Source organism: Microvirga sp. RSM25 (genome assembly GCF_044784385.1).
Lineage (GTDB): Bacteria > Pseudomonadota > Alphaproteobacteria > Rhizobiales > Beijerinckiaceae > Microvirga > Microvirga tunisiensis.
The window spans coordinates 5,028,191-5,054,359 of record NZ_CP173039.1 but is presented as its reverse complement, the minus strand read 5'-3'; the positions used below and the strand labels follow the sequence as shown (position 1 = coordinate 5,054,359).

The 26,169-nt window shown below is 60.3% G+C and carries 29 protein-coding genes, 1 other RNA gene and 4 pseudogenes; 7 read left to right on the top strand and 27 right to left on the bottom strand.

The window, feature by feature from the left end; genetic code table 11:
* Window positions 1-130 precede the first annotated feature (130 nt).
* From ACD578_RS24015 to ACD578_RS24000, 4 genes are all read right to left on the bottom strand, one after another.
* Window positions 131-1,219 carry a sensor histidine kinase gene (locus tag ACD578_RS24015; RefSeq protein WP_404289153.1) on the bottom strand — a complete coding sequence of 363 codons (1,089 nt, stop codon included), beginning with the start codon at window positions 1,217-1,219 and terminating at the stop codon, window positions 131-133.
* A gap of 2 nt (window positions 1,220-1,221) precedes the next feature.
* A complete protein-coding gene (locus tag ACD578_RS24010; protein ID WP_404289151.1) occupies window positions 1,222-2,718 on the bottom strand; it encodes an ATPase domain-containing protein in 1,497 nt (498 codons plus the stop codon).
* Window positions 2,708-3,058, bottom strand: coding sequence for a HigA family addiction module antitoxin (locus ACD578_RS24005; protein WP_152711389.1), 351 nt, complete (start codon window positions 3,056-3,058; stop codon window positions 2,708-2,710). Before ACD578_RS24005 ends, ACD578_RS24010 begins: the two co-directional genes overlap by 11 nt.
* Window positions 3,059-3,271: 213 nt before the next feature.
* Entirely contained in the window at window positions 3,272-3,511 is a 240-nt protein-coding gene (locus tag ACD578_RS24000; protein WP_152711390.1) for a hypothetical protein, read from the bottom strand.
* A 473-nt stretch (window positions 3,512-3,984) separates the two neighbouring features.
* Between ACD578_RS24000 and ACD578_RS23995 the strand changes: the two genes are divergently transcribed.
* The 6 genes from ACD578_RS23995 to ACD578_RS23970 all read left to right on the top strand — a co-directional run bounded on the left by ACD578_RS23995 (window position 3,985) and on the right by ACD578_RS23970 (window position 6,425).
* Window positions 3,985-4,194, top strand: coding sequence for a cold-shock protein (locus ACD578_RS23995; RefSeq protein ID WP_152711391.1), 210 nt, complete (start codon window positions 3,985-3,987; stop codon window positions 4,192-4,194).
* Between the two features lie 108 nt (window positions 4,195-4,302).
* A complete protein-coding gene (locus ACD578_RS23990; RefSeq protein ID WP_152711392.1) occupies window positions 4,303-4,500 on the top strand; it encodes a hypothetical protein in 198 nt (65 codons plus the stop codon).
* A 46-nt stretch (window positions 4,501-4,546) separates the two neighbouring features.
* Entirely contained in the window at window positions 4,547-4,894 is a 348-nt protein-coding gene (locus tag ACD578_RS23985) for a DUF6481 family protein (protein ID WP_404289148.1), read from the top strand.
* A gap of 42 nt (window positions 4,895-4,936) precedes the next feature.
* Entirely contained in the window at window positions 4,937-5,131 is a 195-nt protein-coding gene (locus ACD578_RS23980; protein WP_152711394.1) for a hypothetical protein, read from the top strand.
* A gap of 80 nt (window positions 5,132-5,211) precedes the next feature.
* Window positions 5,212-5,514, top strand: a complete 303-nt coding sequence (rpsU, locus tag ACD578_RS23975) for a 30S ribosomal protein S21 (protein WP_404289146.1) — start codon at window positions 5,212-5,214, stop codon at window positions 5,512-5,514.
* Window positions 5,515-5,705: 191 nt separating this feature from the next.
* A complete protein-coding gene (locus ACD578_RS23970; RefSeq protein WP_404289144.1) occupies window positions 5,706-6,425 on the top strand; it encodes a lysophospholipid acyltransferase family protein in 720 nt (239 codons plus the stop codon).
* A gap of 98 nt (window positions 6,426-6,523) precedes the next feature.
* On the opposite strand, the gene ACD578_RS23965 is transcribed toward ACD578_RS23970, so the two are convergent.
* The 23 genes and pseudogenes from ACD578_RS23965 to ACD578_RS23855 all read right to left on the bottom strand — a co-directional run.
* A complete protein-coding gene (locus tag ACD578_RS23965) occupies window positions 6,524-7,249 on the bottom strand; it encodes a hypothetical protein (RefSeq protein ID WP_404289142.1) in 726 nt (241 codons plus the stop codon).
* A gap of 94 nt (window positions 7,250-7,343) precedes the next feature.
* Window positions 7,344-7,728, bottom strand: a transfer-messenger RNA (tmRNA) gene (gene ssrA / locus ACD578_RS23960).
* Window positions 7,729-7,812: 84 nt separating this feature from the next.
* On the bottom strand, window positions 7,813-8,388 hold the full coding sequence (locus ACD578_RS23955) for a c-type cytochrome (protein ID WP_404289140.1): 576 nt from the start codon (window positions 8,386-8,388) through the stop codon (window positions 7,813-7,815).
* Window positions 8,375-9,134 (bottom strand): annotated as a pseudogene (locus ACD578_RS23950) (cytochrome c oxidase assembly protein). Before ACD578_RS23950 ends, ACD578_RS23955 begins: the two are co-directional and overlap by 14 nt.
* 143 nt (window positions 9,135-9,277) lie before the next feature.
* The gene (locus ACD578_RS23945; RefSeq protein ID WP_404289138.1) at window positions 9,278-9,628 is read right to left on the bottom strand and encodes a hypothetical protein; all 351 of its coding nucleotides are present in this window, start codon (window positions 9,626-9,628) and stop codon (window positions 9,278-9,280) included.
* Window positions 9,629-9,632: 4 nt separating this feature from the next.
* Entirely contained in the window at window positions 9,633-10,268 is a 636-nt protein-coding gene (locus ACD578_RS23940; protein WP_404289136.1) for a heme-copper oxidase subunit III, read from the bottom strand.
* Complete coding sequence (gene ctaD / locus ACD578_RS23935) at window positions 10,265-12,190, bottom strand: cytochrome c oxidase subunit I (protein ID WP_404294013.1); 1,926 nt, start codon at window positions 12,188-12,190, stop codon at window positions 10,265-10,267. Before ctaD ends, ACD578_RS23940 begins: the two co-directional genes overlap by 4 nt.
* Window positions 12,191-12,273: 83 nt before the next feature.
* A complete protein-coding gene (coxB, locus tag ACD578_RS23930; protein ID WP_404289134.1) occupies window positions 12,274-13,278 on the bottom strand; it encodes a cytochrome c oxidase subunit II in 1,005 nt (334 codons plus the stop codon).
* A gap of 7 nt (window positions 13,279-13,285) precedes the next feature.
* Complete coding sequence (locus ACD578_RS23925; protein ID WP_404289132.1) at window positions 13,286-13,846, bottom strand: c-type cytochrome; 561 nt, start codon at window positions 13,844-13,846, stop codon at window positions 13,286-13,288.
* On the bottom strand, window positions 13,843-14,667 hold the full coding sequence (locus ACD578_RS23920) for a substrate-binding domain-containing protein (RefSeq protein WP_404289130.1): 825 nt from the start codon (window positions 14,665-14,667) through the stop codon (window positions 13,843-13,845). The genes ACD578_RS23925 and ACD578_RS23920 overlap by 4 nt, the downstream gene beginning before the upstream one ends.
* Window positions 14,648-16,456 carry a methanol/ethanol family PQQ-dependent dehydrogenase gene (locus ACD578_RS23915; RefSeq protein ID WP_404289128.1) on the bottom strand — a complete coding sequence of 603 codons (1,809 nt, stop codon included), beginning with the start codon at window positions 16,454-16,456 and terminating at the stop codon, window positions 14,648-14,650. Before ACD578_RS23915 ends, ACD578_RS23920 begins: the two co-directional genes overlap by 20 nt.
* Window positions 16,457-16,582: 126 nt before the next feature.
* On the bottom strand, window positions 16,583-16,714 hold the full coding sequence (locus ACD578_RS23910) for a hypothetical protein (protein WP_404289126.1): 132 nt from the start codon (window positions 16,712-16,714) through the stop codon (window positions 16,583-16,585).
* 112 nt (window positions 16,715-16,826) lie between these two features.
* A pseudogene (locus tag ACD578_RS23905) lies at window positions 16,827-17,631 on the bottom strand (ABC transporter permease).
* Window positions 17,628-18,344, bottom strand: a complete 717-nt coding sequence (locus ACD578_RS23900; RefSeq protein ID WP_404289124.1) for an ABC transporter ATP-binding protein — start codon at window positions 18,342-18,344, stop codon at window positions 17,628-17,630. Before ACD578_RS23900 ends, ACD578_RS23905 begins: the two are co-directional and overlap by 4 nt.
* On the bottom strand, window positions 18,341-19,303 hold the full coding sequence (locus ACD578_RS23895) for a PQQ-dependent catabolism-associated beta-propeller protein (RefSeq protein ID WP_404289122.1): 963 nt from the start codon (window positions 19,301-19,303) through the stop codon (window positions 18,341-18,343). The genes ACD578_RS23900 and ACD578_RS23895 overlap by 4 nt, the downstream gene beginning before the upstream one ends.
* Window positions 19,291-20,454, bottom strand: a complete 1,164-nt coding sequence (locus ACD578_RS23890; RefSeq protein ID WP_404289120.1) for an ABC transporter substrate-binding protein — start codon at window positions 20,452-20,454, stop codon at window positions 19,291-19,293. The genes ACD578_RS23895 and ACD578_RS23890 overlap by 13 nt, the downstream gene beginning before the upstream one ends.
* A gap of 5 nt (window positions 20,455-20,459) precedes the next feature.
* Window positions 20,460-21,092, bottom strand: coding sequence for an ABC transporter ATP-binding protein (locus tag ACD578_RS23885; protein WP_404289118.1), 633 nt, complete (start codon window positions 21,090-21,092; stop codon window positions 20,460-20,462).
* An 11-nt stretch (window positions 21,093-21,103) separates the two neighbouring features.
* On the bottom strand, window positions 21,104-21,865 hold the full coding sequence (locus tag ACD578_RS23880; RefSeq protein ID WP_404289116.1) for an ABC transporter permease: 762 nt from the start codon (window positions 21,863-21,865) through the stop codon (window positions 21,104-21,106).
* An 8-nt stretch (window positions 21,866-21,873) separates the two neighbouring features.
* Window positions 21,874-22,404: an ABC transporter substrate-binding protein gene (locus ACD578_RS23875; protein ID WP_404294061.1), complete on the bottom strand. Its 531-nt coding sequence runs from the start codon at window positions 22,402-22,404 to the stop codon at window positions 21,874-21,876.
* A gap of 59 nt (window positions 22,405-22,463) precedes the next feature.
* Window positions 22,464-22,847, bottom strand: a pseudogene (locus ACD578_RS23870) (ABC transporter substrate-binding protein); the annotation flags it as partial.
* 369 nt (window positions 22,848-23,216) lie between these two features.
* Complete coding sequence (locus tag ACD578_RS23865; RefSeq protein ID WP_404289114.1) at window positions 23,217-24,140, bottom strand: helix-turn-helix transcriptional regulator; 924 nt, start codon at window positions 24,138-24,140, stop codon at window positions 23,217-23,219.
* Window positions 24,141-24,227: 87 nt separating this feature from the next.
* Window positions 24,228-24,827, bottom strand: coding sequence for a VOC family protein (locus ACD578_RS23860; RefSeq protein ID WP_404294011.1), 600 nt, complete (start codon window positions 24,825-24,827; stop codon window positions 24,228-24,230).
* Window positions 24,828-24,833: 6 nt separating this feature from the next.
* A pseudogene (locus ACD578_RS23855) lies at window positions 24,834-25,196 on the bottom strand (VOC family protein); the annotation flags it as partial.
* 199 nt (window positions 25,197-25,395) lie between these two features.
* On the opposite strand from ACD578_RS23855, the gene ACD578_RS23850 reads away from it, so the two are divergent.
* Window positions 25,396-26,073, top strand: coding sequence for a hydrolase (locus ACD578_RS23850; RefSeq protein ID WP_404294009.1), 678 nt, complete (start codon window positions 25,396-25,398; stop codon window positions 26,071-26,073).
* The last annotated feature ends 96 nt before the right edge of the window (window positions 26,074-26,169 follow it).

The window sequence follows — 26,169 nt, the reverse complement described above, 5'->3', positions numbered from 1 at the left end:
CGAAAGCAATAGTCCCTTCCCATCCTCCGAAACGTCTCTGCGAAAGAAGACATTCATCGACGATGGTTCCTGTGCCGGAGCTGATCATCGCAAACGTTACCAAATCTGAGATGCAGTATTTGGATATCCTCTAGGCGACGGGGGCATCGACGGTACAAACGACTCCCGTTGGCGCAAATGTAATTTCCACCTGGCCATCCAGATCGTGTGCGAGGCTGCGCTCGATAAGGCGCGATCCGAAGCCTCGTCGGCGGGGAGCGACCACGGGCGGCCCTCCGACCTCAATCCAACTCAAGGTCAGCTGGGGCGGCATAGCCCCGTTCCTCACCTTCCATGACACCTCGATCGTGCCGGTCTTGTTCGATAAAGCACCGTACTTCACCGCGTTGGTTGCCAATTCGTGCAGCGCCATCGCCAGAGCGAGGGACATGCGGGGCGTTACGCGCACGTGCGGACCCTTGATGTAAAATCGGCTCTCACCCGAGATCTGATAAGGCTCAAGGGCTTTTTCGACGACTTCCACCAAGTCGGCCCCGTCCCAGCTCTCGCGGGTGAGCACGTCGTGTGCCCGGGAGAGGGCGAGAAGCCGCCTCTCCAGCGCATCGCGCGCATCCTCCTTCGTCTCCGCCGTACGCAGAGTTTGGGCCGAGATGGATTGTACGGTCGCCAGCGTGTTCTTCACCCGGTGGTTCAACTCGTCGATGAGCAAACGTTGATGCTCGGCGGCGCGCTTCTCGTTGCCGAGACCGGCTCTCAGGCGCTCCTCGCCTTGATGCAGGTCCTCCAGCCGGGCTCGTGCCTCATATTGCCTTCGCCGCCCCCGCAAAGCCGACCGTGCGACGCTCACCAATGTGCCAGGGTGGAAGGGGCGCTCCAGGAAGACGACGTTGCCAAGAATTTCGGAGAGACGTGCCAGGGCTGGATTGCGCTCAATTCCTCCGCCGCGAAGAGTGAGCAACACGAAAGCAAAGTCCGACCAGGGAGGCTGATCCGAGAGCCAGCGGGAGAGGTCCTTCAAATCCGCCGAACGCAGAGACTCATCCGTGACGAGCGCGAAGCCTGCACCCTGCGCCATTTCACGCACGAGCGCCGGCATGTCAGGGCAGACCTCCGCCGCGATCTCCACACTCCTCAGAATGTCTGCCGCGATAGTCGCGTCCCGTCCATGAGGCGCCAGGATGATCGCGCGCTCCGAATGCGGGTGGAGAATGGCGTTCATGCTCAGCGGTCTTTGAGCAGCTGCGCGCGATGGCGGTCTGCAAAAACCGGCGTGCCTCGCAGAATGCCCTGGAAGCCCTCCAGAGGCTCGCCAAGGGCAATTCCCTTGCTGGTGATGCGCATCTCGCGAATGGTGTTCTCGTGTGAGCCGAACCGCTTCTTGATGATCGAAATCGCCCGCCGAACTTGCCCGAACGCCTCGAAGTAGCGCAGCAGGATCACTGTGTCGGCGAGATAGGTGACATCGACAGGGGACTTCATGTCGCCCACGAGCCCGTGCTGGGCAACGGTCAGGAAGGTCGAGACGCCCTGGCGGTTCAGGTATTGCAGCAGCTCATGGATGTGGAGTGTCAGAAACTGCTCTTCCGGCATGGCGGCCTGATAGCCGTTGAGGCCATCGATCACGACCGTTTTCACACCGTGACGATGAATCTTGGTGCGCACCCTGTCGGTGAATTCGCCGGGCGAGAGCTCTGCTGCGTCGACCTGCTCGATAAACAGATTGCCAGCAGCGCACAGCGCATCCAGGTCGATGCCGATCAATTTGGCCCGATCGATCAGGAGGCCGAGTTCCTCGTCGAAGATGAATAAAGCCGCCTTCTCGCCGCGTCCGGCCGCAGAGACGGCGAATTGCACGGTCAGGAGGGACTTGCCGGTCCCGGCAGGTCCCATCACCAATGTGCTCGAGCCCTGCTCGACGCCGCCGCCGAGGAGTGCGTCGAGCTCGCCGATTCCGCTCGTGAGGACGTCGCGGGCAAAGCCTGTCTTATGCTCGCTGGAAACGAGACGCGGAAAGACCCGGACGCCGCCTTCCACGATGTTGAAGTCATGAAACCCGCCCCGGAACGACTGGCCGCGATACTTGACCACCCGCAGGCGGCGGCGCTCGGCGCCGTAATTCGGCGTGAGCTCCTCCAGGCGCACCACCCCGTGGGCGAGGCTGTGAACGGTCTTGTCGTTCACGTCCGTGGTCAGATCGTCCAGCAGGAGAACGGTCGCGCCCTGCCTGGCGAAGTAATGCTTCATCGCCAGGATCTGGCGGCGGTAGCGCAGGGAGCTTTGCGCCAGAAGGCGAATCTCCGACAGGCTGTCGATCACGATGCGGACCGGCTTGGTCCGGTCGATCGCGTCGAATACCGCCTTGGTGGTTTCGCCAAGCTCGAGATCGGACGAGTAGAGCAGGCTCTGCTGGTGCTCATCGTCGAGGAGGCTCTCCGGAGGGACGAGTTCGAATACATGAACTCCATCGCCAATGGCCCAGCCATGAGAGGCCGCGCCGTCGCGCAGCTCCTTCTCGGTCTCGGACATGGTGATGTAGAGGCCGATTTCTCCAGATTTTGCCCCTTCGAGCAGGAATTGGAGAGCGATGGTGGTCTTGCCAGTGCCCGGGCTGCCCTCCAGAAGGTAGACGTGCCCGGGCGACAGGCCTCCCACGAGGATGTCATCGAGACCCGCAACCCCGGTCCGTGCTTTGGGGATGGCCTGAGGCTTAGCGGTCATGGGGAAGTCCAATCTCAGCCTGAAGAGCGGCCGGAAGGGTGTGAGTTGGGATCAGCCCGAGCAAACCTGAGAGCGCCTGCTCCGCATGCCAGAGGTCATGCTGCTGCTGCCGCTCCAGCCAGAAGCGGGGCATCGTGCCCGAGAGACGGGCGAGGCGGGTCGCCATTTCAGGACTGACCGCAGCCTTGCCGGCAAGAATCCGGTGGAGTGTCTGGCGGGCGATGCGAAGCTCCCGTGCAGCCTGGCTGACGGACAGGCCAAGACCGGGCAGGACTCGGTCGCGCAGGATCCAACCCGGATGGGGCGGAGCTACCGGGAGAGCCTCTCGGGAGCAGGGCATGGTCCTTACCTTGGTTAAGCCGACTGTAGCGTTATGGGTTACAGGTCAGGAAAGACAAGGGCTCTAGCAGACCTGAGTCCGGGTTATCGGTACGGTGGCCAGAGACAGCTGAGGGCAGCTCGGTCCCCATGAACGTCTTTAGAGATGGACCGTAGCTGCGCTGGCAGGCGGGGACTCCGGAAGACCCGGCCGATTGAATTAATCGCGATGATCTTAACCGATCTGTTCGAGAATAATCGCTCTGACTTCTTCTCGGGTAAGACTGGTTTGCTGTGGCTGCCACGTCGAGATGGACTTGCGTGGCTGCTTCTTCGGCGAGGGCTGAGAGAGCACCTTTACCGGCTTTGTATAGGGAATTGTGTACATAGTGTCCTTGAGCGACTTCGGCGGCGAGCCGTGCCACTGCTGTTGATTGTTGATGAAGTCGAGTGCAGAGCAAAACGACGGATCCACCGCGTAGTTCCACGCAGCGACCAAGCTTCAAAGGTGCGGAAAGCGGGCTCGGCGCTCAATCATGAGCTTCAGAGAGCAGGCCGAACGTATCGGTTGGATTGGTACAATATGAACTACTTTCCCCCGAATTACAAGACAGAACGGGAAAATAATGACAAACCCGCGAGATGAGAGCTATTGAGGAGTGTTGCTGGCCGACACTTCACTTCCAAAAAACCCGGATCGGACATATAGTTCTGGGTTATGATCGCGACTGACCTGGAAAATAACTACGCAAACATGCCTTGTATTCGCCGCAAGTGGGCGCTAGATAACCCTCTATCGACATTTGGCCGGACAATCGGGCCGTTACGCCTTGGCCTTCCAGGCGCACGTTCAGACACTCTTCCAAACATCGACGAACCCGAGCCTGAGGTCGTGCGAAGGCACGTCCTTTGCTCACGTGCACTTCTAGCCTAACCAAGGATACTCCCATGATTACGGGCACCGTTAAGTTCTACAACGATCAAAAAGGCTTCGGCTTCATCCAGCCGGACGATGGCAGCAAGGACGTGTTCGTCCACGCCACCGCGCTCGAGCGTGCCGGCATCCGCGGCCTGCGCGAAGGCCAGAAGGTGTCCTTCGACACCGCCGAAGACCGCCGCTCCGGCAAGGTCGCCGTCAACAACATCCAGGCCGACTGAGAATGCTAAGGCACTTCACATAAGTGCAGCCTATGGAGCCGCTCCCGGGTGGGGCGGCTTTTTCTTTTCAATGGCCAACGACCCAATGGCCGGACTGGTGAGAAAACGATGTATACGTTTCGAAAAACTCCCGCCAAATCGGTGATGTTCGTGGTGGACTATGACGATGCTCGCCGAGCTTATCTCTGGATCGACAATCCAGAAAAAGCCTCCAACACGCGCATTGTCGAAATGACGGCCCGGGCCCAACAGGAGCAGGGTACACTTCCTGAAGGCACCATCACCAGCATCAGGCGTGTCCGATAACCGGCACAGGACGGGGTTGGCAGCTTCCATAAGATCGACAGGTGACATGAAGCAAAAAGATTTCGACGAGCGGCTCCAGGCTTCTCAGAGCGCGAAGGAGGCCATGATGGCAAAGTTCCGTCAGCGGCCTGGACCCGACGACCCGGCTGTTTCCGAACGGCGGGTGGCCCGGGCTGCTTTGAGCGCGGCGCGTGACGTTCGCGTGGCTGAACGCGAGACCAAGCGCCTTGCGGACGAAGCCGACCTCGCCACGAGGCGTGAGGCCCATGCGGCGGATCAGGCGGCGCAAGAACTGCGCGCAGCAGCCGAAAAGGAAGCGAGCGATGCCCGACTCGAGGCGGAGCGTAAGGCGGCACGCGATGCTCGTTACGCTGCCCGCAAGGCACGAAAGTAACTGTGCCTGATCCAGTCTACCCAGCCGCGAGGAGATTTACTGATGTCTCATAAGTTCAAAGTCCGACAGATGGTCCGCTTGGCGCAGCCGGGATTCTCTGACGCCAGAACGAGCGCCGCCAGCATTTACGAGGTCGTGCGGCTTATGCCGGCTGACCAGAGCGGAGAGGTTTCATACCGGATTAAATCCGGAGTGATCGAGAGAGCGGTGCGCGAGAGCGAAATTCGGAGCACATAGCCCCTCTCAAGCGCATCGTTCGTCGATCCATCGACCATATCATGGCGAAATGACGCCATCGAATATAGAAAGGACATACCTTGCAAGTTCTAGTACGCGACAACAATGTCGATCAGGCTCTCAGAGTTCTCAAGAAAAAGATGCAGCGCGAAGGAATTTTTCGCGAGATGAAAGCGCGGAAGTCTTACGAGAAGCCCTCTGAGCGAAAGACCCGCGAGAAAGCGGAAGCTGTCCGCCGCAGCCGCAAACTGGCCCGCAAGCAGGCTATCCGAGAAGGATTGATTGCAGCTCCCAAGCCCAAGCCCCGTTTCGCCGGGCCGCGCAAGCCCGCTGCGGCTCCCAATACAGGCCCGCGCACCGAGACGACAGAGGCGAAGGTCTAGCGGGATCAGAGCATCGGAGTCGCTCTCAGGCCGACAAGCGGCGCAGCATCGATCTGGCGCCGCTTCGTGCTCTGTACTCAAGCTGATCCAGCACAGTCACTCGGCAACCTGGACTATCTGCCGAGAGCACTGGATCAACGAGTTCTCATTCCTCATTCATATGGCAACCCACTTAAAGAAGTAACTTTGCCGTGCAGCGCGTCCGTTCAACTCTGTTCGATATTCTGCTGACCATCTGGACCGGGCTCTTCGCACCCGTTTTGGCAGTCTTGTGGCTGATTGGCTCTCCTGAGCGTGCAGTCCGGCTGACCTCCCGGTTGTGGGCTCGCGGGGTCCTCGTCGGCCTTAAATGGCTTGTCGGCCTGACCTACGCCGAACGGGGTCGGCACAACATTCCCGACGAACCATGCCTGATCATCGCCAACCACCAATCGACATGGGAGACTCTGGCGTTCCTGACGCTCTTCCCGGATGTGGCGATCATTGCAAAGCGGGAACTGCTCACGATACCCGTCTTCTCGTGGTTCCTCCGCAAGTCGCCAATGATCCTGATCGACCGGGAGAGCGGCTCGAAAGCGGTCCGGAAGATGATCGACGAAAGCCAGGCGGCGCTTGCCGAAGGCCGCTCCGTGCTGATCTTTCCGGAAGGCACTCGAAAGTCGGCTTCCGTGCCAATCGAATTCAAGCGCGGGGTGGAGTTGCTCTATACAAGGCTCGGCCGGGTGGTTCTGCCGGTGGCTTTGAATTCGGGCCTGTTCTGGGGTCCTGATCGTGCCTATAAACGGGCCGGCACGATTTCGGTCTCCTATCTCGATCCGATCGAGCCAGGGCTCTCGGGAAGCGAATTCACCCGTAAAGCGGAGCAACTCCTCGAAACCGAGAGGAGACAATCGTGGCTGCAGGCGGCGTGAAGCAGATTGCCATTCAGTCCGACAACCATGGGTGTTGTCGGACATGCCAATGACCAGCACAGTCGACCGGTTGCGAGACCACCTGTGCCGATCCGGACCTAACGATCAGTCACCAACTCGATGACGGGTTCGAGGCTTGCATAGGGTAACGTGAACTTCTCGCCCCGAAAAAGCATCGGCACATCCTGCCCGCCTGCGAAACCAGACGTCAGCCTGCTACGAACCGTGAAGGTCTCACCCGCCTTAACAGTCCCCCAGGGCTCATCAAGATGGTCGATGACGCCAAGTTCGCTCAGCTTGGCCTCCACCGTTTGCGTTCGAACATAGGAAGGCAGTTGTCGGAGGCCGCTCTCGATATCATCGCGCACGGCGGCATAAGCTGGATTTCGAACCTTGTAGCGAAGCTCCGTGTCTTCGGTGAACCGCCATACGGATCCCGTGACCATCTGTTGTTGCTTGGTGGGAGATTTCTTCTCAGGAGCATCGAGTTTCTTTCCAGCCTTGGCCCGAGCGGGAGCCTCTGCTGGCTGAAGACCGGCAATCAATGCCCATTTGGTCGACCATTCGACAGCCCGATAATCACCTTTCGTCAGACGGTCCGTAAATTCCAGAATGTCAGGGTCGATGGGGCGCTTACTGCCGCTAGCGTCGAAATACCGCAGCCGCATCTCGTCAGGAAGAAGCAGGTAGAAACTATCACTCTTGACGTCCACGTCGAAGATTCTGGCGACCTTCACCACCTGATCGCGGGTAGACGGAGCCTCTACGCCATCGCCCGTCGGGTAAACTATGGTCCCTTTCGGAACCCGGACGTAGCCGTTCACTTGGATCTCCGACATTTCAATTGGGTCTTTCTTTCGTATGAAGCAGCGCTTTCGCAAGAAGCTGCAGACAGCTTAAAAATGGGAACGGCACCCGAAGGTGCCGTTTCTGTTGCTAGGCTATCCCGAGCCCCGGATGGTTACGCCGCGAGGCGCACCGCACCCATGTCAACGTTGTCGTTGGCATTTGTGAATTTGCACTGTTAAGGCCGTAGCTCAGCCTAATCGCAGCCTAGCCTTTATCGCGCCCAGTCGAACCCATGTCGCCCCCATCACAAACACATCGGGGCGCGGCCTGACCCCAACGAAAGGTCGGTCGCCCAAAATCCGTCTTGCGGTACCTGGACGGCCGGTGTGTTTGTGGTGGAGGCGGCGGGAATCGAACCCGCGTCCTAAACGCCTATTCCACTCTGCCTCTACGATCATAGTCAGGCGAACCTGACATCCTTGATATAGGCATAACCTGACCTGATTTCCAGGCTTCATTGCGATTCCGCCTCCTGGATATGTCGAGAAACCGAACTTGCCTGCAGAAGCGCCCATGTCATTTGCTTACAGCGACTTGGTCAGCGCAACGTGTAGAGATAGGCCGCGACATGCCTCGCCTCGGCTCGGGGGATGCCAGTCACGGGCATGGCTGTCTTGGGATCGATGGAGCGTGGGTTCTCGATCCATTGGATGAGAGTATCCGGTGAGTTGGTGGCAACGCCGCCGATATAGACCCGAGCCGCAAATCCCTGGAGGCTTGGCCCCACCATGCCTTGAGCTCCGGGAACACCGGGGATGTGATGGCAGCCGGCGCAGCCATAGCGCTGCGCAAGGCGACGCCCGAGGTCCGGGTCGCCCATGGTGAGAGCCGTCGCGCGGATGCGGGCATCCTGGTCGAACTTCACCTGATATCCCGCATAGATGCCTGCGCCGATCAGCAGAAGCAGAATGAGAACCAGATGGACAGAGCGAGAACGGAAGCGGGTTGGCCCGGTAATGCGCATGCCCTGCAGGTGATCCTCAGGGTTGAAGAGGGCACGTTGTCCTGGTCTGGAGCGAGATGCGGAGCTTGTGCGCTGGAAGCCAAGAAGGAGCCCTGCCGCTCCGATGGCCAGAGTGGCTGCCAATGGTAGCAGGGCCCTAGCGCGCGGCATGGGCGTGCCTTCCTCTCTGTTGCCGAGGCCCCGAACGGGCAATCCACAAGCCGGCCAGGATCAGAGCCGCTCCGGCGTAGACCATCCCGGCAGGAATCCACATGAAGAGGCCGGCAAGTTGCTGATCCTCAAGCGGGGTGAGCCCCCACTCCGCAGCCTGGGAGGTCTGTATCGGATAGATCGGCTTGCGGAAGAATGCGAGCAGGATGCCGAGGAAGCCCGTATGGAGCGAGGTAATGAACAGGTAGAACACCGACGCTCCATAGGTACGCTCTCGTCCCATGAGGAGCGCACGCCAGAACAGAAGAGCCGTCACGAAGAAACTGAGATGCTGCAGCCAGTGGATCCAGGGATCAGCCAGAGCCGCCTCGTAAAGGCCTGGAGCATGCCAGATCCAGAGTGCCACCGCATGGAGCATGGTGGCGGTCAGAGGGGTGGTGAGCCAAAGCCATGCTCTTGCGATCCAAGGCGATTGCCCCCATCCGCCAATGCGGGAGCGGACGCGCCCTGGGAATGCCCAAGAGCATAGCCACCGGGCGGCCCACGATGAGGAGCGGTGCCGCGGCCGTCATGAGGATCTCATGCTCGATCATATGAGCAACGAAGAGGCGCTCGCCCAGCCAGTGGAGCGGCGTAACGAGCGCGACGACAAGCAGGAGCCAGCCGGAGGCGAAGCACAGAGCCTGCCATATCCTGACGCCCCGTCCGAAGCCGGCGCGGCTCCAGAGCTGCGCCGTGCCGATCATGTACAGCGAGCCCGAAACCGCGAGAGGAACGGTGACCCATGGGTTCCAAGTCCAGGTGGTGCTTGTATCGGTCCAATGCACATGGCCTGCATGGGCTTGCGCCTCGCCGGCCCACACAAGCAGCAGCAGGACGGCGGCCGCTCTCATCGCTCGCACCCATGAAAGACGAGCCCGGCTGCACCGTGGAGCAGGATGATGACTGTAAACAGAAGTGCGATGGCGATTCCCATGAGAGACATGAAGCGGTGTGGGCGGCCTGCCCCGGTGGAGTCAGGCATCGGTGTCGGTGCCGCACTGGCATAGCCGCGCCACGACAGGAAGCCGCCAAAGAGACTCAGGGCCGCCATGGCGAGGGCGAAGATGGGGATGAGCGGCACCTGATGGGCGCAGACCCACGGCACTGCAGCATAATTGAACTGCGTGTCGATGATCCATGCCACCGGTCCGGCATAGATGCCTGCGGATGGAACGCCTCGGGAGAGCCATGCCGCCATGATCTCACCACCACCTTGGGAACCAATAGATGACCACATAGATCGGCAGCCATGAGGCGACGACGAAATACCAGTAGAACGCGTTGTCACCCACGTCCGAAAAGCGCTTGCCATGACCGTGGCGGGTGAACATCAGCACTGTGAGAACGATGGTGTCACCCAGATCTGTGAGAAGGTGCAGTGTGTGCAGGCCGAGAAGGAGCCAAACCACGGACCCGTAAGCATTCTGGTCCCAGCGCACGTGAAGCGTGCCGAACTCGAACACGCGGATACCCAGCAGGGCCACGCCGATCAGGCTCATGAGCACGAGATTGCGTCGGGTTCGCGCAAGGTCCTCCCGCTCCCCATCCCTCTTGGTGCGCTGGTTCGGCCAGATGCTGCCGAGCAGGAGAACGGTAAAGATGCTCGACCAGAGGAGATCAGGCGGCGGCGCGCTCAGCGGCCAGTTTCCATTGATGAAGACGAGATAGAAATACATGCCCACAGCAAGGGCAAAGCCCATGCCTTCGGCTGCGGCGAACCCCACCGTTCCCCACCAAATCGGGCTGCGTGAGCCAAACGCATAGCCCGGCATGTGCCTGGCGTTCAGCACGACCCGATGCGGCAGCATGTTGCTGCTAGAGTGAGAGCCTAGGGTCATCTCTCGTCCTCCGTGCTTGGCTTCGGCCAGAACCAGCCCATGAGAGCCACCGCAAGCGGGATGCTGCCCCACACCAACGCCCAAGGGGTGAACATGGAGCCGACGAAGAGGATCGCCGTCGCAATCGCCGCCACGAAGGGCCAGATCGAAGGCTCGGGCGACGATTCCCTCAGATCCGCCCGCCCATGCGTGATCGTCGAGACGATCTGTTCCCGGTTTTCGACGCTCAATCCTGCCACAACGGGCAGGCTGTCGCGGTTGGCCCAGAGCGGCTCGCGGTTCGTCACGACGGGAATGCGGTCGAAGTTCTGCGGCATGGGCGGCGACGCTGCCGCCCATTCGAGCGTCCCGGCATCCCAGGGGTTGGCGCCGGCCAAAGGACCCCGACTGGCACTGGACACGATGTTGTAGAGAAAGAGGACGAAGCTTCCGAAAAACAGGACGGCGCCGATGGACGAGACGAGGTTCAGGTTCGCCCAGCCCATCTCCGGCAGATAAGTATAGACCCGACGCGGCATGCCCATCAGTCCCGTGATGTGCATGGGGAAGAAGGTGACGTTGAATCCGATAAAGGCAAGCCAGAAATGCCATTTGCCCAGCCGCTCGCTCATCATGCGACCGGTGAATTTCGGGAACCAATAGTACACTGCAGCGATCAGCGGAAACACGTTGCCGCCGATCAGCACATAGTGAAAATGGGCGACCACGAAGAAGGTGTCGTGGACCTGGGTATCGAGCGGCACGGAGGCAAGCATGATCCCCGACAATCCGCCGGCCACGAAGATGAAGAAGAAGCCGATGATGAAGAGAAGTGGCGTGCGGAACACCGGCCTGCCATCCCACAGAGTTGCGATCCAGCAGAAGATCTGAATGCCGTTCGGGATGGCGATCAACATGCTCGAGGCCGTGAAGAAGCTGGCGCCGAGTTGCGGCAGGCCGGTGGTGAACATGTGATGCACCCATAGGCCGAAGGACAGGAACCCGGTTGCGATGAGCGACAGCACGAGGGCGATGTAGCCGAAGGCCTGACGGCGGGCGAAGGTGACCACGATGGCCGATACCCAGCCTGTGGCCGGCAGAAAGATGATGTAGACCTCCGGATGACCGAAGAACCAGAACAGGTGCTGGTAGAGCAGCGCGTCGCCCCCTTCCGCTGGGTTGAAGAAATGCGTGCCGACGAGACGGTCCATCATCAGCGCGGCGGAAGCGGTGACCACCGCAGGCAATGCGAAGATGATGACGAAGGAATTGACGAGTTCCGCCCAGACGAAGAGCGGAATGCGATCCAGCGTCATGCCCGGCGCGCGCAGCTTGAAGACCGTCACGATGATGGAGATCGCCACCGCGATGCCCGACACTTCCGTGAAGGTGATCATCTGCGCCCAGAAATCCGCTCGCTTGCCCGGCGAGAATTCCGGACCAGAGAGCGGAACATAGGCGAACCAACCGACATCGGGCCCGATGTTGAGCATGAAGGCGACCCAGATCATGAGGCCGCCGAAGAGATAGACGTAATACGAGTAGGCATTCAGGCGTGGGAAGGCGATGTTGCGGGTGCCCACCATGAGCGGCACGAGATAGACAGCGAAGGCTTCGCCGATCGGCACGCCGAAGAGAAACATCATCGTGGTGCCATGCATGGTGAAGAGCTGGTTGTAGAGATCCGGCCCGATCAACCTATTCTCGGGCAGGGCCAACTGCATGCGCATGGCAACGGCGGACAGACCGCCCAGGAACAGGAAGATGATGGCCGTGACGATGAAGCGACGACCGATGATCTTATGATCCACAGTAGATAAGGTGCCGATGAGACCCTTGTCCGTGCCCCAGGTCTTGGCCAGACGAGCCGTCAGTTCAGGACCGTCCACCTGATCGTCGCGCAACTCGTCGGGGCTCGGAGGCGCATCCGCTTCGCTCTGGATGCCCGGGACACCACCACGCTCCCCTGTTGCGAGACGCGAGACTTCAGGAACGGCATCGAGGTCGTGGGATGTGATCGCCCGAGTCACTTCAACCCCTCCAGATAAGTTGCGAGAGGCTGAACCTCATCCGGTTCGAGCTGGATCGTCGGCATGTTCACCCCGGGCTTGATGCCATGAGGATCGACGATCCAGGCCGCGATGTTTCCCCGCGTCGTCTCCAGGGTCCCGGCCCCGATGTACCGCCGGCTTCCCACATGAGTGAGGTCCGGAGCAACCTTGCCGCCGGCATCCGTGCCGCGGATCTGGTGGCACATGACGCAGGGCTTGGAGAGAAGGATCTCCATGCCGCGCTGACGCTCGTCATCGTTGGGCGGAATGGCAGAAGAGATTTGGTGTTCCCGCCAGCGCTCGAAATCCTCTTTGCTCTCCGCAATCACGAGCAAACCCATATGGGCATGCTGAAGACCGCAATATTCCGCACATTGTCCGCGATACACGCCAGGACGATCCGCCTGAATCTGAATTAGGTTTTGACGCCCGGTGATCGCGTCCATCTTTCCGGTGAGGCTCGGGACCCAGAAAGAGTGGATCACATCGGATGATTCAAGCTTGATCAGCACCGGCTCGCCGACCGGAATGTGGATTTCGTTGGCCGTGGTGAAGACGCGGTTCGGCTGGGGGTCTTCGTAGGTGACCTCCCACCACCATTGCTGCCCGGTGACCAGCAGCGTCAACGCTCCGCCCTTGTGGGCGAACAGTACCTTCTGAGCCGCATAGCTTAGGCCCGTCAGGGAAACGACCGTCACAAGCGTCAGACCGATGGCAACGGAGATCGTGATGGTCATCCGCCGTTCGGTTTGGGGATCCGTCGCCAGCGGATCCGTGTCGGCGGGGCGCCTCCTGCGCAGTGCGAGGAGGAGAGTGATCATGGTCAGGACCCAGACCGTAGCCAGAACGGCGACGAAGATCCAGAACATGTCGGCAAGCGAGCGCGCCGACGGCCCATGTGCGTCGAGTGCCGATTGCCAGCCCTGACAGCCTCCGAGAGGCAGAGCGGCGAACAGTGCGAATGGGCCGACCCTTCTCATGCCCGCCTCACTGCGGCATCTGAGCGGAAGGTGGAATCTGCCCTCCGTCGATCACTTCGCCCGGGGGCCTGCGTTGCTCGGCCGGGACAGAACTCATGTCATCCCTGCGGCTCAGAGCTGCCGGCTTCGGCACATTGCGCCCCATCGAGCGGATATATGCCGCAATCTGCCAGATCTGATCGTCGGGGATCTTACCCCGGAACGACGGCATGCCGTTCGGCCGGCCCTCACGGATCGTCTGCACGATGTTCTCGATCTGACCGCCATAGATCCAGCGATCATCCATGAGCGCGGGCCCGGAATCGCCGCCCCCATTGGCATGGCAGCCGTTGCAGTTGAACCACGTGTAGAGCCGCTGACCCTGAGAGATGTGATAGGCGTTCTCCTCGTATTGCTGACCCAGCCCCGATCGTTGTTCGCTCGGGCTGCCAGGCCCGGCGGACAGAGGCGAGAGCGCAATCTTTTCGTTCGTCTCGGCTGTGACCGGATTGGAGCGGTATTCACGATCCTCCCTCTCGCAGGCGGCGAGGCTGAAAGCAGCGAGGGACAGGATCAGGAGCCATCTCATGGTACGCGCCCCGCCTGTTTCAGGCCGGTGTCAAGACGCGGAACCCCATAAGCTGCAAGGATCGCATCCACTTCCGGCCGCCGCCGGGCAAGCGCCGCATTGACCTCCTGGCGCAACGTCTCATTCTCCTTCCTCACAGCCATGGATATATCGAAGATCATAGGAAGCTGCGGGCCATCGAAGATCGGCCGCACGGGCGTCACTTTGAGCGGAACGCCCTCGCGCTCTGCGAAATAGCCGCCAAGAGGCCCCCAGACGATGGCCACATCGATCTCGCCTTTTCCTAACGCCTCGATAATTCGCGCTGGGGGGTTGGGATCGTTGTAGTCTCCATAAATCATGAACCCGCGCACGTTATCGATGATGCCACGGCGGGACAGCGCATGGGCGGGAGGCGTGTTCGAGCCATCGTCGCCGATGAGGTGAATGCCAATCTTCACCTGATGGAGAACCGGATCGTTGAAGGATTGAACGTCGGGTCCGTCGGTCCGAGTCACAAAGACATACGACGAGCGGTAATAGGGCGTGGTCGTACGCACGCCTTCGAGATTGGCAGGAAGGCCCGTCACCAAATCGCAGGTCTCAGCCTTGAGCGTGTTGCGAAGGAAGCCCCGGCGCTGCGCCCACCAAGTGTAGCGAATCTCCGCATTGAGTTCTTGTGCAACCAAGGAGACGATCTTGTTCTCGAACCCCTCGCCCGCTTCGTTGGAGAACGGCAGGTTGTTGGGATCGGCGCAGACGCGAAGCTCGCGCGCCTGAATGCCGCTGGCGATCACCAGCAGACCGGCAAAAGCCGCCCCCCTAAGGAAGCTTGAACACATAGAGCGTTCCTCCCTTGGTGGTGACGTTCTTGAGCTCCCGCATGGCATTGACGAACCCCTTGGCCGCCGAGCCATCGCGAGGGTCGAGATCGTTGGAGACGATGGCCCCAGCCCAGCCGCCGACGCCGGAGAGAATGGCGACGTATTGCTTGCCATCCGGCCCGCGATAGGTGGTCGGCTGGCCGATGATCCCGGAATCGAGCTTGAACTGCCAGAGCACCTCGCCCGACCGGGCGTGAACGGCTTTAAACCAGCCATCCATGGTGCCGTAGAAGACGACATCACCTGCGGTTGCGAGAGCGCCGCTCCAGAGCGGAAAGCGCTCATTGATGGTCCAGAGTTCCTTGCCTTCCCTGAGGTCCCAGGCGGTGAACTCGCCCATGTGGCCACCGGGGCCGGGATACATGCGGACTTCGGCGCCCACGTAAGGCGTGCCGGCGATGTAGTTCGGCTCGACGCTCTCCCAATCCATGCACATGTTCATGTGGGGGATGTAGAGGAGACCGGTTTTGTGGGAGAAAGCGCTCGGGTTCCAGTCCTTCGCGCCGGGCGCGGTCGGACAGATGTCGCGCACCACGCGGTTGTTCACCGGCTCCTTCTCGGAATTGTACTGGATGCGCCCCGACTTGAGGTCGACACCCGTTACGGCGGTCAAGGCATGGAACGGCTTTGCGGACAGTACCTCTCCTGTTGCCCGGTCGATGACATAGAGGAAGCCTGTCCTTCCCGGGTGGACGAGCACCTTGCGGGGCTTACCCTCCCAATCCATGTCGAGCAGGATCAACTCGTTGATGTTATCCCAGTCATGAAGATCGTGCGGGGCTGTCTGGTAGAACCATCGGGCCTCGCCCGTATCGGCGTCTCGGGCGAAGATGCCGGCGGTCCACTTGTTGTCGCCGGGGCGCTGGTTGGGGTTCCAAGGACCTGGATTACCGGTCCCGTGATAGAGAAGGTTGAGATCTGGATCGTATGATAGCCACCCCCAAACCGTTCCCCCGCCCTGCTGCCAGGCATCCGCCGGCCACGTGGTCACGCCGAGATCCTTGCCCTTGTCACTGTCGTAGAATGGCTTGAAGTTCGGACCGATCTTCACATCCTGGTCCGGGCCGGTGTTGTATGCCTTCCAGACGCTCTGCCCGGAATTGATGTCGAGAGCCTGGATCCAGCCCCTCACTCCGTACTCGCCACCCGAGATGCCGACGAACACCTTATCTTTCGCGACTAAGGGTGCCATTGTCATGGTCTCGCCCCGGTTGATGTCACCTAGCTTCGTCTTCCAGACCTCCTCCCCCGTCTCCGCATCCACCGCCACCACATGGGCATCCAGCGTCGTGAAGAAAATCCGACCATTGGCAAAGGTGGGACCACGGTTGACCACGTCGCAGCAGGCCACACCCTGCGCGGCCGCGGCCGGCTTCGGATTGTACTGCCACTTCATTGGAGCGCCGGGCTGTGTCAGGTCGAGAGCATAGAGGATGTTGGGATAGGGAGAGAGCACGTACATCGTGCCGCCGATGACGAGCGGCGCAGATTCTTGTCCTTTGTTGACCCCGGTCGAGAAAGTGAAAGCCACCTGAAGGTTTTTGACAGTCTCGACGTTGATCTCAGACAGATTGCTGTAGCGCGTGGAAGCGAAATTCTTCTGTGGAACCATCCATTGCCCATCCTCGGGTGCCGAGGCAAAGGACGGCGCAGAAGGCTGAGGCGGCGCCGATTGGGCCAGAATCGGGGAACTAGGCTGAAAGATCAGCGAAATGGCCAGAACGAGGGCAAGACGAGCTCCACCCAAGATAGGTTCTCCGGAACACTTGGACGCACCGCATCAGCAGCGGCTCGACTCTAACCGTTCAGCTTTTGCTATGTTCCCGAAAATGTGATCCTGACCTTAGGGAACCAGACCGAAAGCCTCAGCCTGTCACCGCCAATACTCCTGTAGGGGAATGCCATAATCGTTGGAGGCGCGAACGAGAATGTAGGCGCCCACCGCGGCCAGAAGGCCGATCAGGAGAAGGGTAACCAGGAAACCTGGGTCCCGAAAAATGCGCATATCTTTTCGTAACGAGTTGGCGGGTGGCTCTGTCATCGTCGATCACCAGCGAGGTTTGTGCCATGGAGGCAACTGGAAGGCGAGGCCGGTGTTCCGCGAGGTATGCTCAAGATCATTCGGCGACCCGACGCGCCCAGAAGCCACGACCTGGATCGTAGCCCCAGATTGCAAGACCGAAAAAGATAACCAAGGCCAGGACACAAACAACGAGCGCTATCGGTTCGAACTGGAGGTAGAGTGCGAAGCGGATCAGCTCGACTGCATGGGAGAAAGGGTTGAGCCAAGCCACCGCAGCAAGTGTTGGACTCACCTCCTCCAAGCGCCAGAGGGGGGTAGAGCGCCGTCGAGGCGAAGAAGAGCGGAAAGATGACGAAATTCATCACGCCTGCGAAATTCTCAAGTTGACGGATCATGGATGAGAGGGCGAGGCCGAAGGCCGCCAGCATAAGCCCGGCGATGCCGAGTGCCGGCAGCACTGTTAGATAGCCGAGAGCCGGGGGCCGGACCTCCCAGAAGCGGGCAAACAGAAGAAACAGATAGACCATGGGCAGTACCGTTACGGTATTGGCAAGCAAGCGGGCACCGAGCAGCCACCAGCGCGGCAATGGTGCCGTCAGGAGCACCCGCATAGACCCCATCTCCCGATCGTAGACCATGGAGAGCGAGCTTTGCATGCCGTGGAACAGCAGCATCATTCCAGCCAGTCCAGGGACGATATAGACCTCATACAGAATGTAGGTCTGGTACGGCGGGATGATCGAGAGCCCGAGCACTGACCGAAAACCCACGGCGAAGATCCCAAGCCAGACGAGCGGTCGCACGATGGCCGCCGCAAATCGCCCGCGCTGTCCGATGAAGCGCAACATCTCCCGGCGCATGATCCCGATCAATGCGCGTAAGGCGTAGCGCATCTTCATGCCGATCGGCCCGTGATCTGCAGAAAGGTAGATTCGAGTATTCCATCCGGTGCGAGACCACTCGCCTCGCCTTCCCAGCGAACTTTCCCCTGATGCAAAATGATGAGCTGATCGGAAGGCTCAACCTCGCCGAGCATATGGGTGGCCCAGAGCACGCTCAAACCATGAAGGCAGAGGGAGCGCACGTGTGTCAGGAGCAGTTGGCGGCCGGCAACATCAAGACCGGCGGTAGCCTCATCGACAATCAGGAGCTTGGGCCGATGCAGCAGCGCCCGCGCGATCTCCACACGTCGACGCAGGCCGCCCGAGAGAGATCGCACCTTATCGTCTTGGCGATCATTGACGCCGAACCGTTCCAGCTCCTCAAACGCACGCTCCCGCGCTTCCCGGCGCGAGAGCCCGTGCAGAGCGCCATGATAGGTCATGTTCTGATCGACGGTGAGATCCAGATCCAAGGTCGGCATTTGGAAAACCACGCCAAGGCTCGCAAGTGCCGGCAGCGGATTACGGCGGATCGAGCGGCCAAAGATGTGGATGTCGCCCTGCTGCGCGCTGTAGAGCCCCGTTGCCAACGAGATAAGGGTCGTCTTGCCCGCGCCATTGGGACCCAGGAGAACCGCGAAGGAGCCGGGCTTGACCGACAGATTCACATCGGTCAGGGCTCGACGAGCACCGAAGCCGTGGCTCAAGTTCTCGATAGCAAGGGCTGTCATGGCGCTACGACGAGTCCCCAAGGTGAGCGGCCGACGCCAATGGTCTTCACTACCTCGCTATTTTCGAGATCGATGACCGAGACATCGCTCGAATTGCCATTGGCCGTGTAGAGGCGCCTCTCATCCGGTGAGAGCGCGATGTGCCAGACCCGCTGACCGACGAGGTAGGTATGCAGCACTTTGAAAGTTTTTGCATCGACCTCGGCAACCCGATTCGCGGGGCCTAACGCCACATAGGCTCGAGAGCCGTCGGACCCCAGCTGAATTCCGACCGCCTGGATGAGCTCACGCGGAACACCAGGCACGTCAAAACCGATCTTGGCCAGGGGCTCACGCGTCTCGGCATCGAACACCTCTACTGTCCCGCGCAGTTCGGACGAAACCCAGATCTGACGGCTGTCCGCCGAGACCTGCGCTACGCGCGGGCGCGTGCCAACGAGCACGTTGTCGACGAGTTCGAGTGTCTGGGCATCGATTACGTGGAGCATGCTCGTCGTCTCCGACGTATTGACGACGAAGCGCCCGTCCGGGCTTGCCCCCAGTCCCTCGGGCTCGACGCCGACCTCCACTTCATTGACGATGCGCCGCTCCGGGATATCCAGAACGGAGACGAGGTTGTCGTTCTCATTAGCCACGAACAGCCGGCGGCCGTCCGGATGCAGCACGAAGAGCTCCGGGTCCTCGCCGGAGGGCAATGATCCCTCCACCTTTCCGGTCTTCAGATCCACCACATCGATGCGGTTATCGTCGCCGAGCGCCACATATAGCTTTTGCTTGTCGGCACTCAGTCCGATGCCCCGCGGCCGCCGACCGACAGGGATCGTACCGACATGCCTCAGGGTGGCTCCATCGATGACAGACACTGTGTTGTCCTGCTCGTTTGAAACATACACCGTTTCAGCGAAAGCAGCCTGCAGGCTAAGACCCAATCCAAGCAAAACCAGAATTAGAATTTGCATCGGCTCTCCTCCCGGTCCGTCCCCAAGGTATCGAGTTCCGATCCGCGATGCAGATAGCCTGCCTGCGGGGAAACCGACACGAGGAGCCGTGGCCCCGCAATGAGGATCGGCTGGCGCATCTGCCCGTCCCAGGCACGGAAGCTCTGCCCCTGTCCTTTGAAGCCTGAGAGAATGAAATCAGGACTGCGCAGATAAGTCATGATCTCGACTGGAGCGCTGCTGCGGGACCGGATGGCGGCCTCGCCGATGGCGCGGACCGCTGCCCAGGCGGCGTAATCGACAGCAGTCATCCTGCGGCCATAAGATTTCTCGAACCGGGACTGAAGCTGCGTTGCGCCCCATTGCTCGGACACGGCGCTCCAGCCTGTGGCGACGAGCCCATGGGTGCCAGCCACCGGACGAGGCCGTGCCGTGCGATAGGAAAGGTACTCGCCGAACTCGTTCATCTCATCCGCAACGACGAGCACGTCATGATCCGCAGCCTGGGTCAAAGTCGGAATTTCGGTTTGCAGCGTCACATGTCCCGTATCCGTGCGCCCATGACCAGGCTTGAAGGTCCATTCCTTTTCGACGGCGACCTCGGCCCCAAAGCGCGAGGCTGCGTGACGGAAGGCCTCAGCCTGCAGTTTATCGCCGGGCGTGCTGCCGATCACGAGAAACCAACGCCGCCAGCGCTTCGTCATCAGATACTGGGCGAGGGCATCAGCCAGCATGGCCCGGCTCGGGATGGTGTGGAGCACGTTGACGCGGCAGGACCCATTGCGAAGCGCGTCATCCGGTGCGCGGGTATTGAGAAGCAGAATCTCACGCGCTTCCGGAGCAGAAGCAGCAGCCGAAAGAAGCGGCGCATCGAGATCGGAGACGACAAGCCTGATCCCCTCGTTGACCAGTTTACGGATGACGTCCTCCGGCTGGCCGTCCTTCATCACAACGCGCTCGACGAGCCTGAAACCCTGCCCTGTGAACCGACCCGTGGTCGTATTGTCGGCGATCCCCAGGCGTGCGCCTGCAACGCCCTCGTCCCGGATCTCCTGATCGAGCGGAGAGATCGGCTTGACGGGATCGCGCTCCTGCGTGACGACCGCGATGGTGACGACACCCTCACCAGCCAGAGTAGGGATGGACAGAAGCATCGTGAGTAGGACCAGCATGAACCTCATTCGGCGGCCCTCGACCTCTGAAGAAGCCGGTCATCCACGATTCGGGCTGGAGAACCGTCCAACGTGATCACGCGATGGGCTAGAGCCGCCGCCTCGTGCCAATGATGCGTGACGAGGAGCGTCGTCGGACACAGCTTCCGGACATGGATTGCCATGAGGCCCTGCATCTCACGAGACGTATCTTCGTCGAGAGATGCAAAGGGCTCGTCCAGCAGAAGAAGTCTCGGTTCGATCGCGAGTGCCCGGGCCAAGGCCACGCGCCGCGCCATCCCAAGCGAAAGCCGTTGCGGATAGACATTCTCCGACCCGGTCAATCCGACTTGGGCCAGCCATTCCGCAGCTCTTCCGGGGCGGTCCGGAACCACGAGCTCCAGATTCCGGCGAGCTGTCCGCCATGGAAGGAGACGGGGCGTCTGAAAGAGATAGCCGACGGGCTGCCGCAATCCCGTGATAGATCCTTCGAAGTCTGTATCCAGCCCGGCTACGATCTGCAGGAGACTGGATTTGCCGATGCCGGATGGCCCCACGATGGCACAAACCTCGCCATCGGCCAGCTCGAAGGTCAGATTTTCGAACAGCACCCGAGCCGGGGCACCTCCGTGAGCTGGATAGACTTTCCGCTCGATCATGATCCGCATCGTCATCGCCGCCACTGTCCTGATCGGCGTTCGAGCGGCGCGAACAGCATGATTTCGATGAGCAGAACACAGAGGACGAAGGCCGCCGCATAGGCTATGACCCGCGGCACGTCGAAGAGTTGAAAATAGCTCTGCAGCTGAAAGCCGATCCCATTGGAGCGTCCGAGCAATTCGACCACGAGAACGATCTTCCAGACAAGTGCGAGCCCGTTGCGCGCGGCGGCCAGAAGGTAGGGAGCCAGTTGTGGGACGATCACTTCGCGAAGTGTCGTCCAGTGGCCGAAGCGGTAGACCTGCGCAACTTCCGTGTAGTCCCGGTCGAGGGCTCTCGCGCCCTCCCGAAGCGTGACAGCGACATTGGGGATCTTGTTGAGGGCCACCGCCACCAGAAGTGCAGTCTCCACCAGACCAAGCCAGATATAGGTCAGGATGATGACCACGAGCGCCGGCAGGTTGAGCAGGACGACGAGCCAGGGATTGAGCCAGCGGTCGAGCGACGGCAGACGGCCGAGGGCAATCCCCAGAGCTGTGCCGATGACCATCGCGATAACGAAGCTGACGCCAACCCGCGCCAGGGTGATGCTGAGGTGATGGAACAAGGGCCCGTTGATGGCCTCATGCACGAGGCTCTGCAGCACCCTGAGAGGACCAGGGAAGAGCCTGCTCGCGGCAAGCGCTGCCCCGATCTGCCACAGGCTAAGGAGCAGCAGGATAGAGGCAATCTCCTGCCATGTCCCCTTGCGCTCGGCACCAGCAGCACGCATCGGCAGCCTCAATAGGAGACAGGGGGCCAAAAGGTCTTCACGTCGAGGACCTTTGCCGAGCCGACAAGCTTGTCGCCTCCGATCCTGACCAGGATAGCATAGAGATCGGATGCCGCCTGCCGCTCGACCTCGGACCACCGATCCGGAGTTCCTACGCGAAATCCGGCTTGGAGCGCGACCAGCGCTGCCGGATCGTCGGACCCGATGAGGGGGGCAAGGCGGATCCATTCCTCCTTCGAGCTTGCAAGCAGCGTCTTTGCTTCACGGGAAGCCGCTACGAAGCCCTGCAAGGCGACGCCCTCACGGTCGGCCCACTCCTCCCGAAAGGCATAGCCGAGCATCGGCACGTGACTATCGATGCCGAGGCCGCGGATCATGTCGGTGACGGACAGGAACACTCTGGCGCCGCTCGCCTCCAAGCGGGCGGCATAATGCCAATAGGTGAGAACGGCGTCGATGCGTCCGCGCGCCAGTTCCTCGTTGAGAAGTGGCGGGGCTCCAAAGACAGGCTCGACTGCCCCTGCAAAATCGATTCCCAATTCCTTCTGTGCATAGGCTCGGAGAAGAAGCCAGCTTTTGTCGAGAGGCCCCCTGCAACGCCGATCCGCTTGCCTTTAAGGTCGCTGAGACTGCCGATGTCGGAAGCGGGCGGCACCATGAGCGCGCCTACGGCTCTCGAATAGGGGACAAAACTGAAATCAGACCCCTCACCCCGCTGGCGAGCGACCCAAGGCCAGTCAGTGACAATCATGTCCACCGCGCCCGCTTGCAGCGCCACCTTGGCCGCTTCGTTGGAAGCGAACTCGACCGGCACGACGGTGATCCCGTGCTTTCTGTCGATTCCGTGATGGCGGAGAGTATCGATCTCCCAAGCGACGGTTCCGAACCTGAGCAGGCCGACTCTAAGCTCGCGGTCATCTTGAGCCTGCGCAGGTCCTAAGATGATCAGGGCAAGGATGATCCAAGCAATTCTGAGACACATGGCCGAACTCTGGCAAGCAATGGCCCAAGTCAACGGTCAAGCTTCAGCTTAGTTCCGAACCTGCATTGCTTTTTCAGGAGCTTCCCGCGGAGCAATGGGCACAAGAGTTTCCTCATCAAGATCCACAGCAGGCGATTCTTGATCGCCAGATCTTCGGAATATCGGACCGAGTCCAAAGCAGCCTATGAGAACGGTCGTTCAAAGGCCTGCTCGCCGCGCAAGATGCTGACGGTCTTTCCTTTCGCTCCGTGCCCGAGCTTGACACTAGATTCGCAATCCGAACCTCAGCGGACATAGCTGGCAGGGCTGTCTCCGTGATCGAATGAACTTGCCGCTGGCTCCTGGATCAGAAGTCTGCATCGTATTCGGTTAGCGGAGCATTGCCCTTCGCCAAGCGCCAGGGCTCGCGCCAACGGAGCGGGTAAAAACACGCGTGAAATAGCTCTGATCTCCGAAACCACCGATGAGCGCAATGTCAGCCAAAGGCAAGGTCGAGGACAAGAGAAGGCTCTTGGCCTCCTGCACGCGAATATGTGTCAAATACTGGTGCGGGCTCATTCCCGTCGTGCGGCGGAAGGCCTTGGCAAAGTAACTCGGCGTGAGACGGCATTCACGCGCGATATCGGCAATCGCCAGGCGAGCTGCAAGACGAGAATGCATGATCTCCTTGGCGCGACGCTCCTGCCATGGTGCGAGGCCGCCATTGGAGGGGATCGGGGGAATATGCATGCCCCCATAACCTTCAGCGAAGTAGGTCAGCAGGCTCAGCGCCATCTGATCGACGAAAAGCTGATTGGTTTGAGCCAGTTCCGGCGGCGTCGACAGGAGGAACCCGCACATTGCGCCGAGGATTGGGTCCTTAGCATCCGGTGACGAGCGCAGAGCCGAGACAGGCGAAGCCCCGCGCTCGTAGGCCAGTTCGTCCAACGCCTCCTTACGCAGGTAGAATTGTAACGTATCAAATGGCCCACGGACGCGACTTCGGGGATCCTCCGAGAGATCGATGGCGTTCACCGTCCCTGCCCCGAAGCCTCGCGCATACCGCATGCGACCTTCCGACCAGAACTCGTGCTCTTCAACGTCATTCAGTTTGTAGGTAACACTGAACGCAGTCTCGGGCTCGATCGAGGCTGTTCTGTCCCGATCCCGACGGGTACAGGTCAGCCGAGTCACGGCGAGTGAAAGACGATCCTTCTTCGAGACGTGTAGAATGCTCTGACTGACCATCTCAAGATGGTTTCCAAGCCGTTGGCCGAACAACCCGGATTGTGTGTTTTCCTGAACGGTTGTCATGTCAACTCGCTTCAATCGATTGGAGCCGTGGCCTTCTTTTTGGACCCGCCGCGGTCCACGTTTCCTGTACGACGGAGGTCTTGGCGCTTATGTTATCTCCTCAAATACATGTCGCTTGCATGTCGGGGCCGGCAGCGAAGGCAGGAGCAGTTCAAGCTCGCCCCGTCGCTCCTCAAGGGAGGAAGGCAGCTTCAAGCCCATACCCAGCGTCTCGAAGCTCTCATCCACGTCGACGCCCGGTCCATCCGTCGCAATCTCCAGGAGAAGACCGCAGGTCGAACGAAAATTGACGGATCGGTAATAGATCCGGTCCTTGGGCTCTGTCGTGACAATCCCGTACCGATCATGAAGTGCTTGAGCCAGAGCATCCTGGTCTGCGGCGTCACGCGCGCGGATTGCAACATGATGAATGCTTCCTGCTCCAAGCTGCCCCCGTGCGAGGCGCCCTGTTTCGTCCAGCGTGATGGTGCCGCCCGCTCCATCATGGGTTGCGAGCCGAACGAGTTTGCCGTTACGGCCTATTTCGGTAAAGCCTAGGACCTCCCGAAACAACTCGCTCAGTGGATCAGCCTCGCGCACTTTCAACACAAGATCGTGAAGTCCCTGGAGAGCATGGGCAGCCGGAACTTCAGATGAATTCCAAACTGCGGGCTGAATGAATGGATCTGCCTCCACGAGAGCAAGCATCGCCCCGTCCGGATCTTCAAAGGTCAGGCAATTTTCGCCGAACGCCGTCTGATCCGAACGATAAGGAACATCTGCCTCACTGAGGCGCCGCGACCACCAGTCTAGAGAGCCCGATGGAATGCGGAACGATGTCCGCCATGCCTCACAGGCCCCGCGCCTCCCGCGAGGCACGCGCTGCCATGGAAACAAGGTGAACAACGTGCCGGGCCGACCGGCTTCGTCCCCGAAGCAGAGGTGGAATGTGCCTGGATCCTCGTGAGAGACAGTTCGCTTCACGAGCCTCATCCCGAGGAAACACGCGTAGAAGCGGCAGCTCCGCTCAGCATCGCTCGATATCAGCGTGACGTGATGAAGGCCGCGTCCGGCCATATCTATACCCCAGCGTATCGTTTCCGATACCCTATCTGTCACGGGAGTCGTTTGTCTTGTCCTCTTTTGCCGATGGACACGCCATTCCACAACAGCACGACCAAATCCTCCAAATCTGTTTCAATTTCGACAAGATTCTGAGGGCCGCTGGCTCGATTGTTCTCCGGAAACTCCCATCAGAACAGGATCGATCATGGCCATCAAAGCATCTCCCACTCCTGGCTCGAAGCTCATCAACCACACTGATCATGCTTTGATCCTCATCGACTTCCAGTCGCAGATGTCGTTTGCGACGAAGTCCATCGATGCTGTGAACCTTCGTAACAATGCGGCTATGATCGCTCAGGCGGCGGCCGGCTTCAAGATTCCGACGATCTTGACGACCGTTGCGGAGAAGAGCTTTTCGGGACCGATGTTCTCTGAGGTCACCGATCCCTTTCCAGGTCAGAAGCTTCTCGACCGTACGTCCATGAATACCTGGGAGGATACTGCCGTCATCGATGAGGTGAATCGGATCGGAAAGGACCGCCTCGTTTTTGCAGGTCTTTGGACTTCGGTCTGCATCGTCGGACCGACGCTCTCCGCGCTCGAACAAGGCTTTGAGGTCTATGTCGTCACAGACGCATGTGGCGATGTTTCAACCGAGGCACATGAGCGCGCGGTGGAGCGCATGATTCAGGCCGGCGCCCGGCCGATGACCGCCCTGCAATATCTCCTTGAGCTCCAGCGCGATTGGGCCCGCACTGAGACCTACGACATGACGACCGGAATCGCGAAGAAGTACGGCGGCGCCTACGGCCTTGGCATCATCTACGCTAAGACCATGTTCGGCGCGAGCGAAGGCGCTCACGGCACGTCGACCGTCGCGGCTGAATAACCATCATTTCTGGCGGATGCAGGAGAACCCCCTGCATTCGTTCCATCCTTCTCCCGTTACTTTGACTGCCATGAACGGCAGCAGCGAGCGAAAGCC

Bases quoted from the DNA above. Each gene is read 5' to 3' on its own strand.
- ACD578_RS24015 (WP_404289153.1), bottom strand. From the start codon at position 1,219: ATGAACGCCATTCTCCACCCGCATTCGGAGCGCGCGATCATCCTGGCG.
- ACD578_RS24010 (WP_404289151.1), bottom strand. From the start codon at position 2,718: ATGACCGCTAAGCCTCAGGCCATCCCCAAAGCACGGACCGGGGTTGCG.
- ACD578_RS24005 (WP_152711389.1), bottom strand. From the start codon at position 3,058: ATGCCCTGCTCCCGAGAGGCTCTCCCGGTAGCTCCGCCCCATCCGGGT.
- ACD578_RS23995 (WP_152711391.1), top strand. From the start codon at position 3,985: ATGATTACGGGCACCGTTAAGTTCTACAACGATCAAAAAGGCTTCGGC.
- ACD578_RS23990 (WP_152711392.1), top strand. From the start codon at position 4,303: ATGTATACGTTTCGAAAAACTCCCGCCAAATCGGTGATGTTCGTGGTG.
- ACD578_RS23985 (WP_404289148.1), top strand. From the start codon at position 4,547: ATGAAGCAAAAAGATTTCGACGAGCGGCTCCAGGCTTCTCAGAGCGCG.
- ACD578_RS23980 (WP_152711394.1), top strand. From the start codon at position 4,937: ATGTCTCATAAGTTCAAAGTCCGACAGATGGTCCGCTTGGCGCAGCCG.
- ACD578_RS23955 (WP_404289140.1), bottom strand. From the start codon at position 8,388: ATGCCGCGCGCTAGGGCCCTGCTACCATTGGCAGCCACTCTGGCCATC.
- ACD578_RS23945 (WP_404289138.1), bottom strand. From the start codon at position 9,628: ATGGCGGCATGGCTCTCCCGAGGCGTTCCATCCGCAGGCATCTATGCC.
- ACD578_RS23940 (WP_404289136.1), bottom strand. From the start codon at position 10,268: ATGACCCTAGGCTCTCACTCTAGCAGCAACATGCTGCCGCATCGGGTC.
- coxB (WP_404289134.1), bottom strand. From the start codon at position 13,278: ATGAGAAGGGTCGGCCCATTCGCACTGTTCGCCGCTCTGCCTCTCGGA.
- ACD578_RS23925 (WP_404289132.1), bottom strand. From the start codon at position 13,846: ATGAGATGGCTCCTGATCCTGTCCCTCGCTGCTTTCAGCCTCGCCGCC.
- ACD578_RS23920 (WP_404289130.1), bottom strand. From the start codon at position 14,667: ATGTGTTCAAGCTTCCTTAGGGGGGCGGCTTTTGCCGGTCTGCTGGTG.
- ACD578_RS23910 (WP_404289126.1), bottom strand. From the start codon at position 16,714: ATGCGCATTTTTCGGGACCCAGGTTTCCTGGTTACCCTTCTCCTGATC.
- ACD578_RS23900 (WP_404289124.1), bottom strand. From the start codon at position 18,344: ATGACAGCCCTTGCTATCGAGAACTTGAGCCACGGCTTCGGTGCTCGT.
- ACD578_RS23895 (WP_404289122.1), bottom strand. From the start codon at position 19,303: ATGCAAATTCTAATTCTGGTTTTGCTTGGATTGGGTCTTAGCCTGCAG.
- ACD578_RS23890 (WP_404289120.1), bottom strand. From the start codon at position 20,454: ATGCTGGTCCTACTCACGATGCTTCTGTCCATCCCTACTCTGGCTGGT.
- ACD578_RS23885 (WP_404289118.1), bottom strand. From the start codon at position 21,092: ATGATCGAGCGGAAAGTCTATCCAGCTCACGGAGGTGCCCCGGCTCGG.
- ACD578_RS23880 (WP_404289116.1), bottom strand. From the start codon at position 21,865: ATGCGTGCTGCTGGTGCCGAGCGCAAGGGGACATGGCAGGAGATTGCC.
- ACD578_RS23865 (WP_404289114.1), bottom strand. From the start codon at position 24,140: ATGACAACCGTTCAGGAAAACACACAATCCGGGTTGTTCGGCCAACGG.
- ACD578_RS23860 (WP_404294011.1), bottom strand. From the start codon at position 24,827: ATGCTTGCTCTCGTGGAGGCAGATCCATTCATTCAGCCCGCAGTTTGG.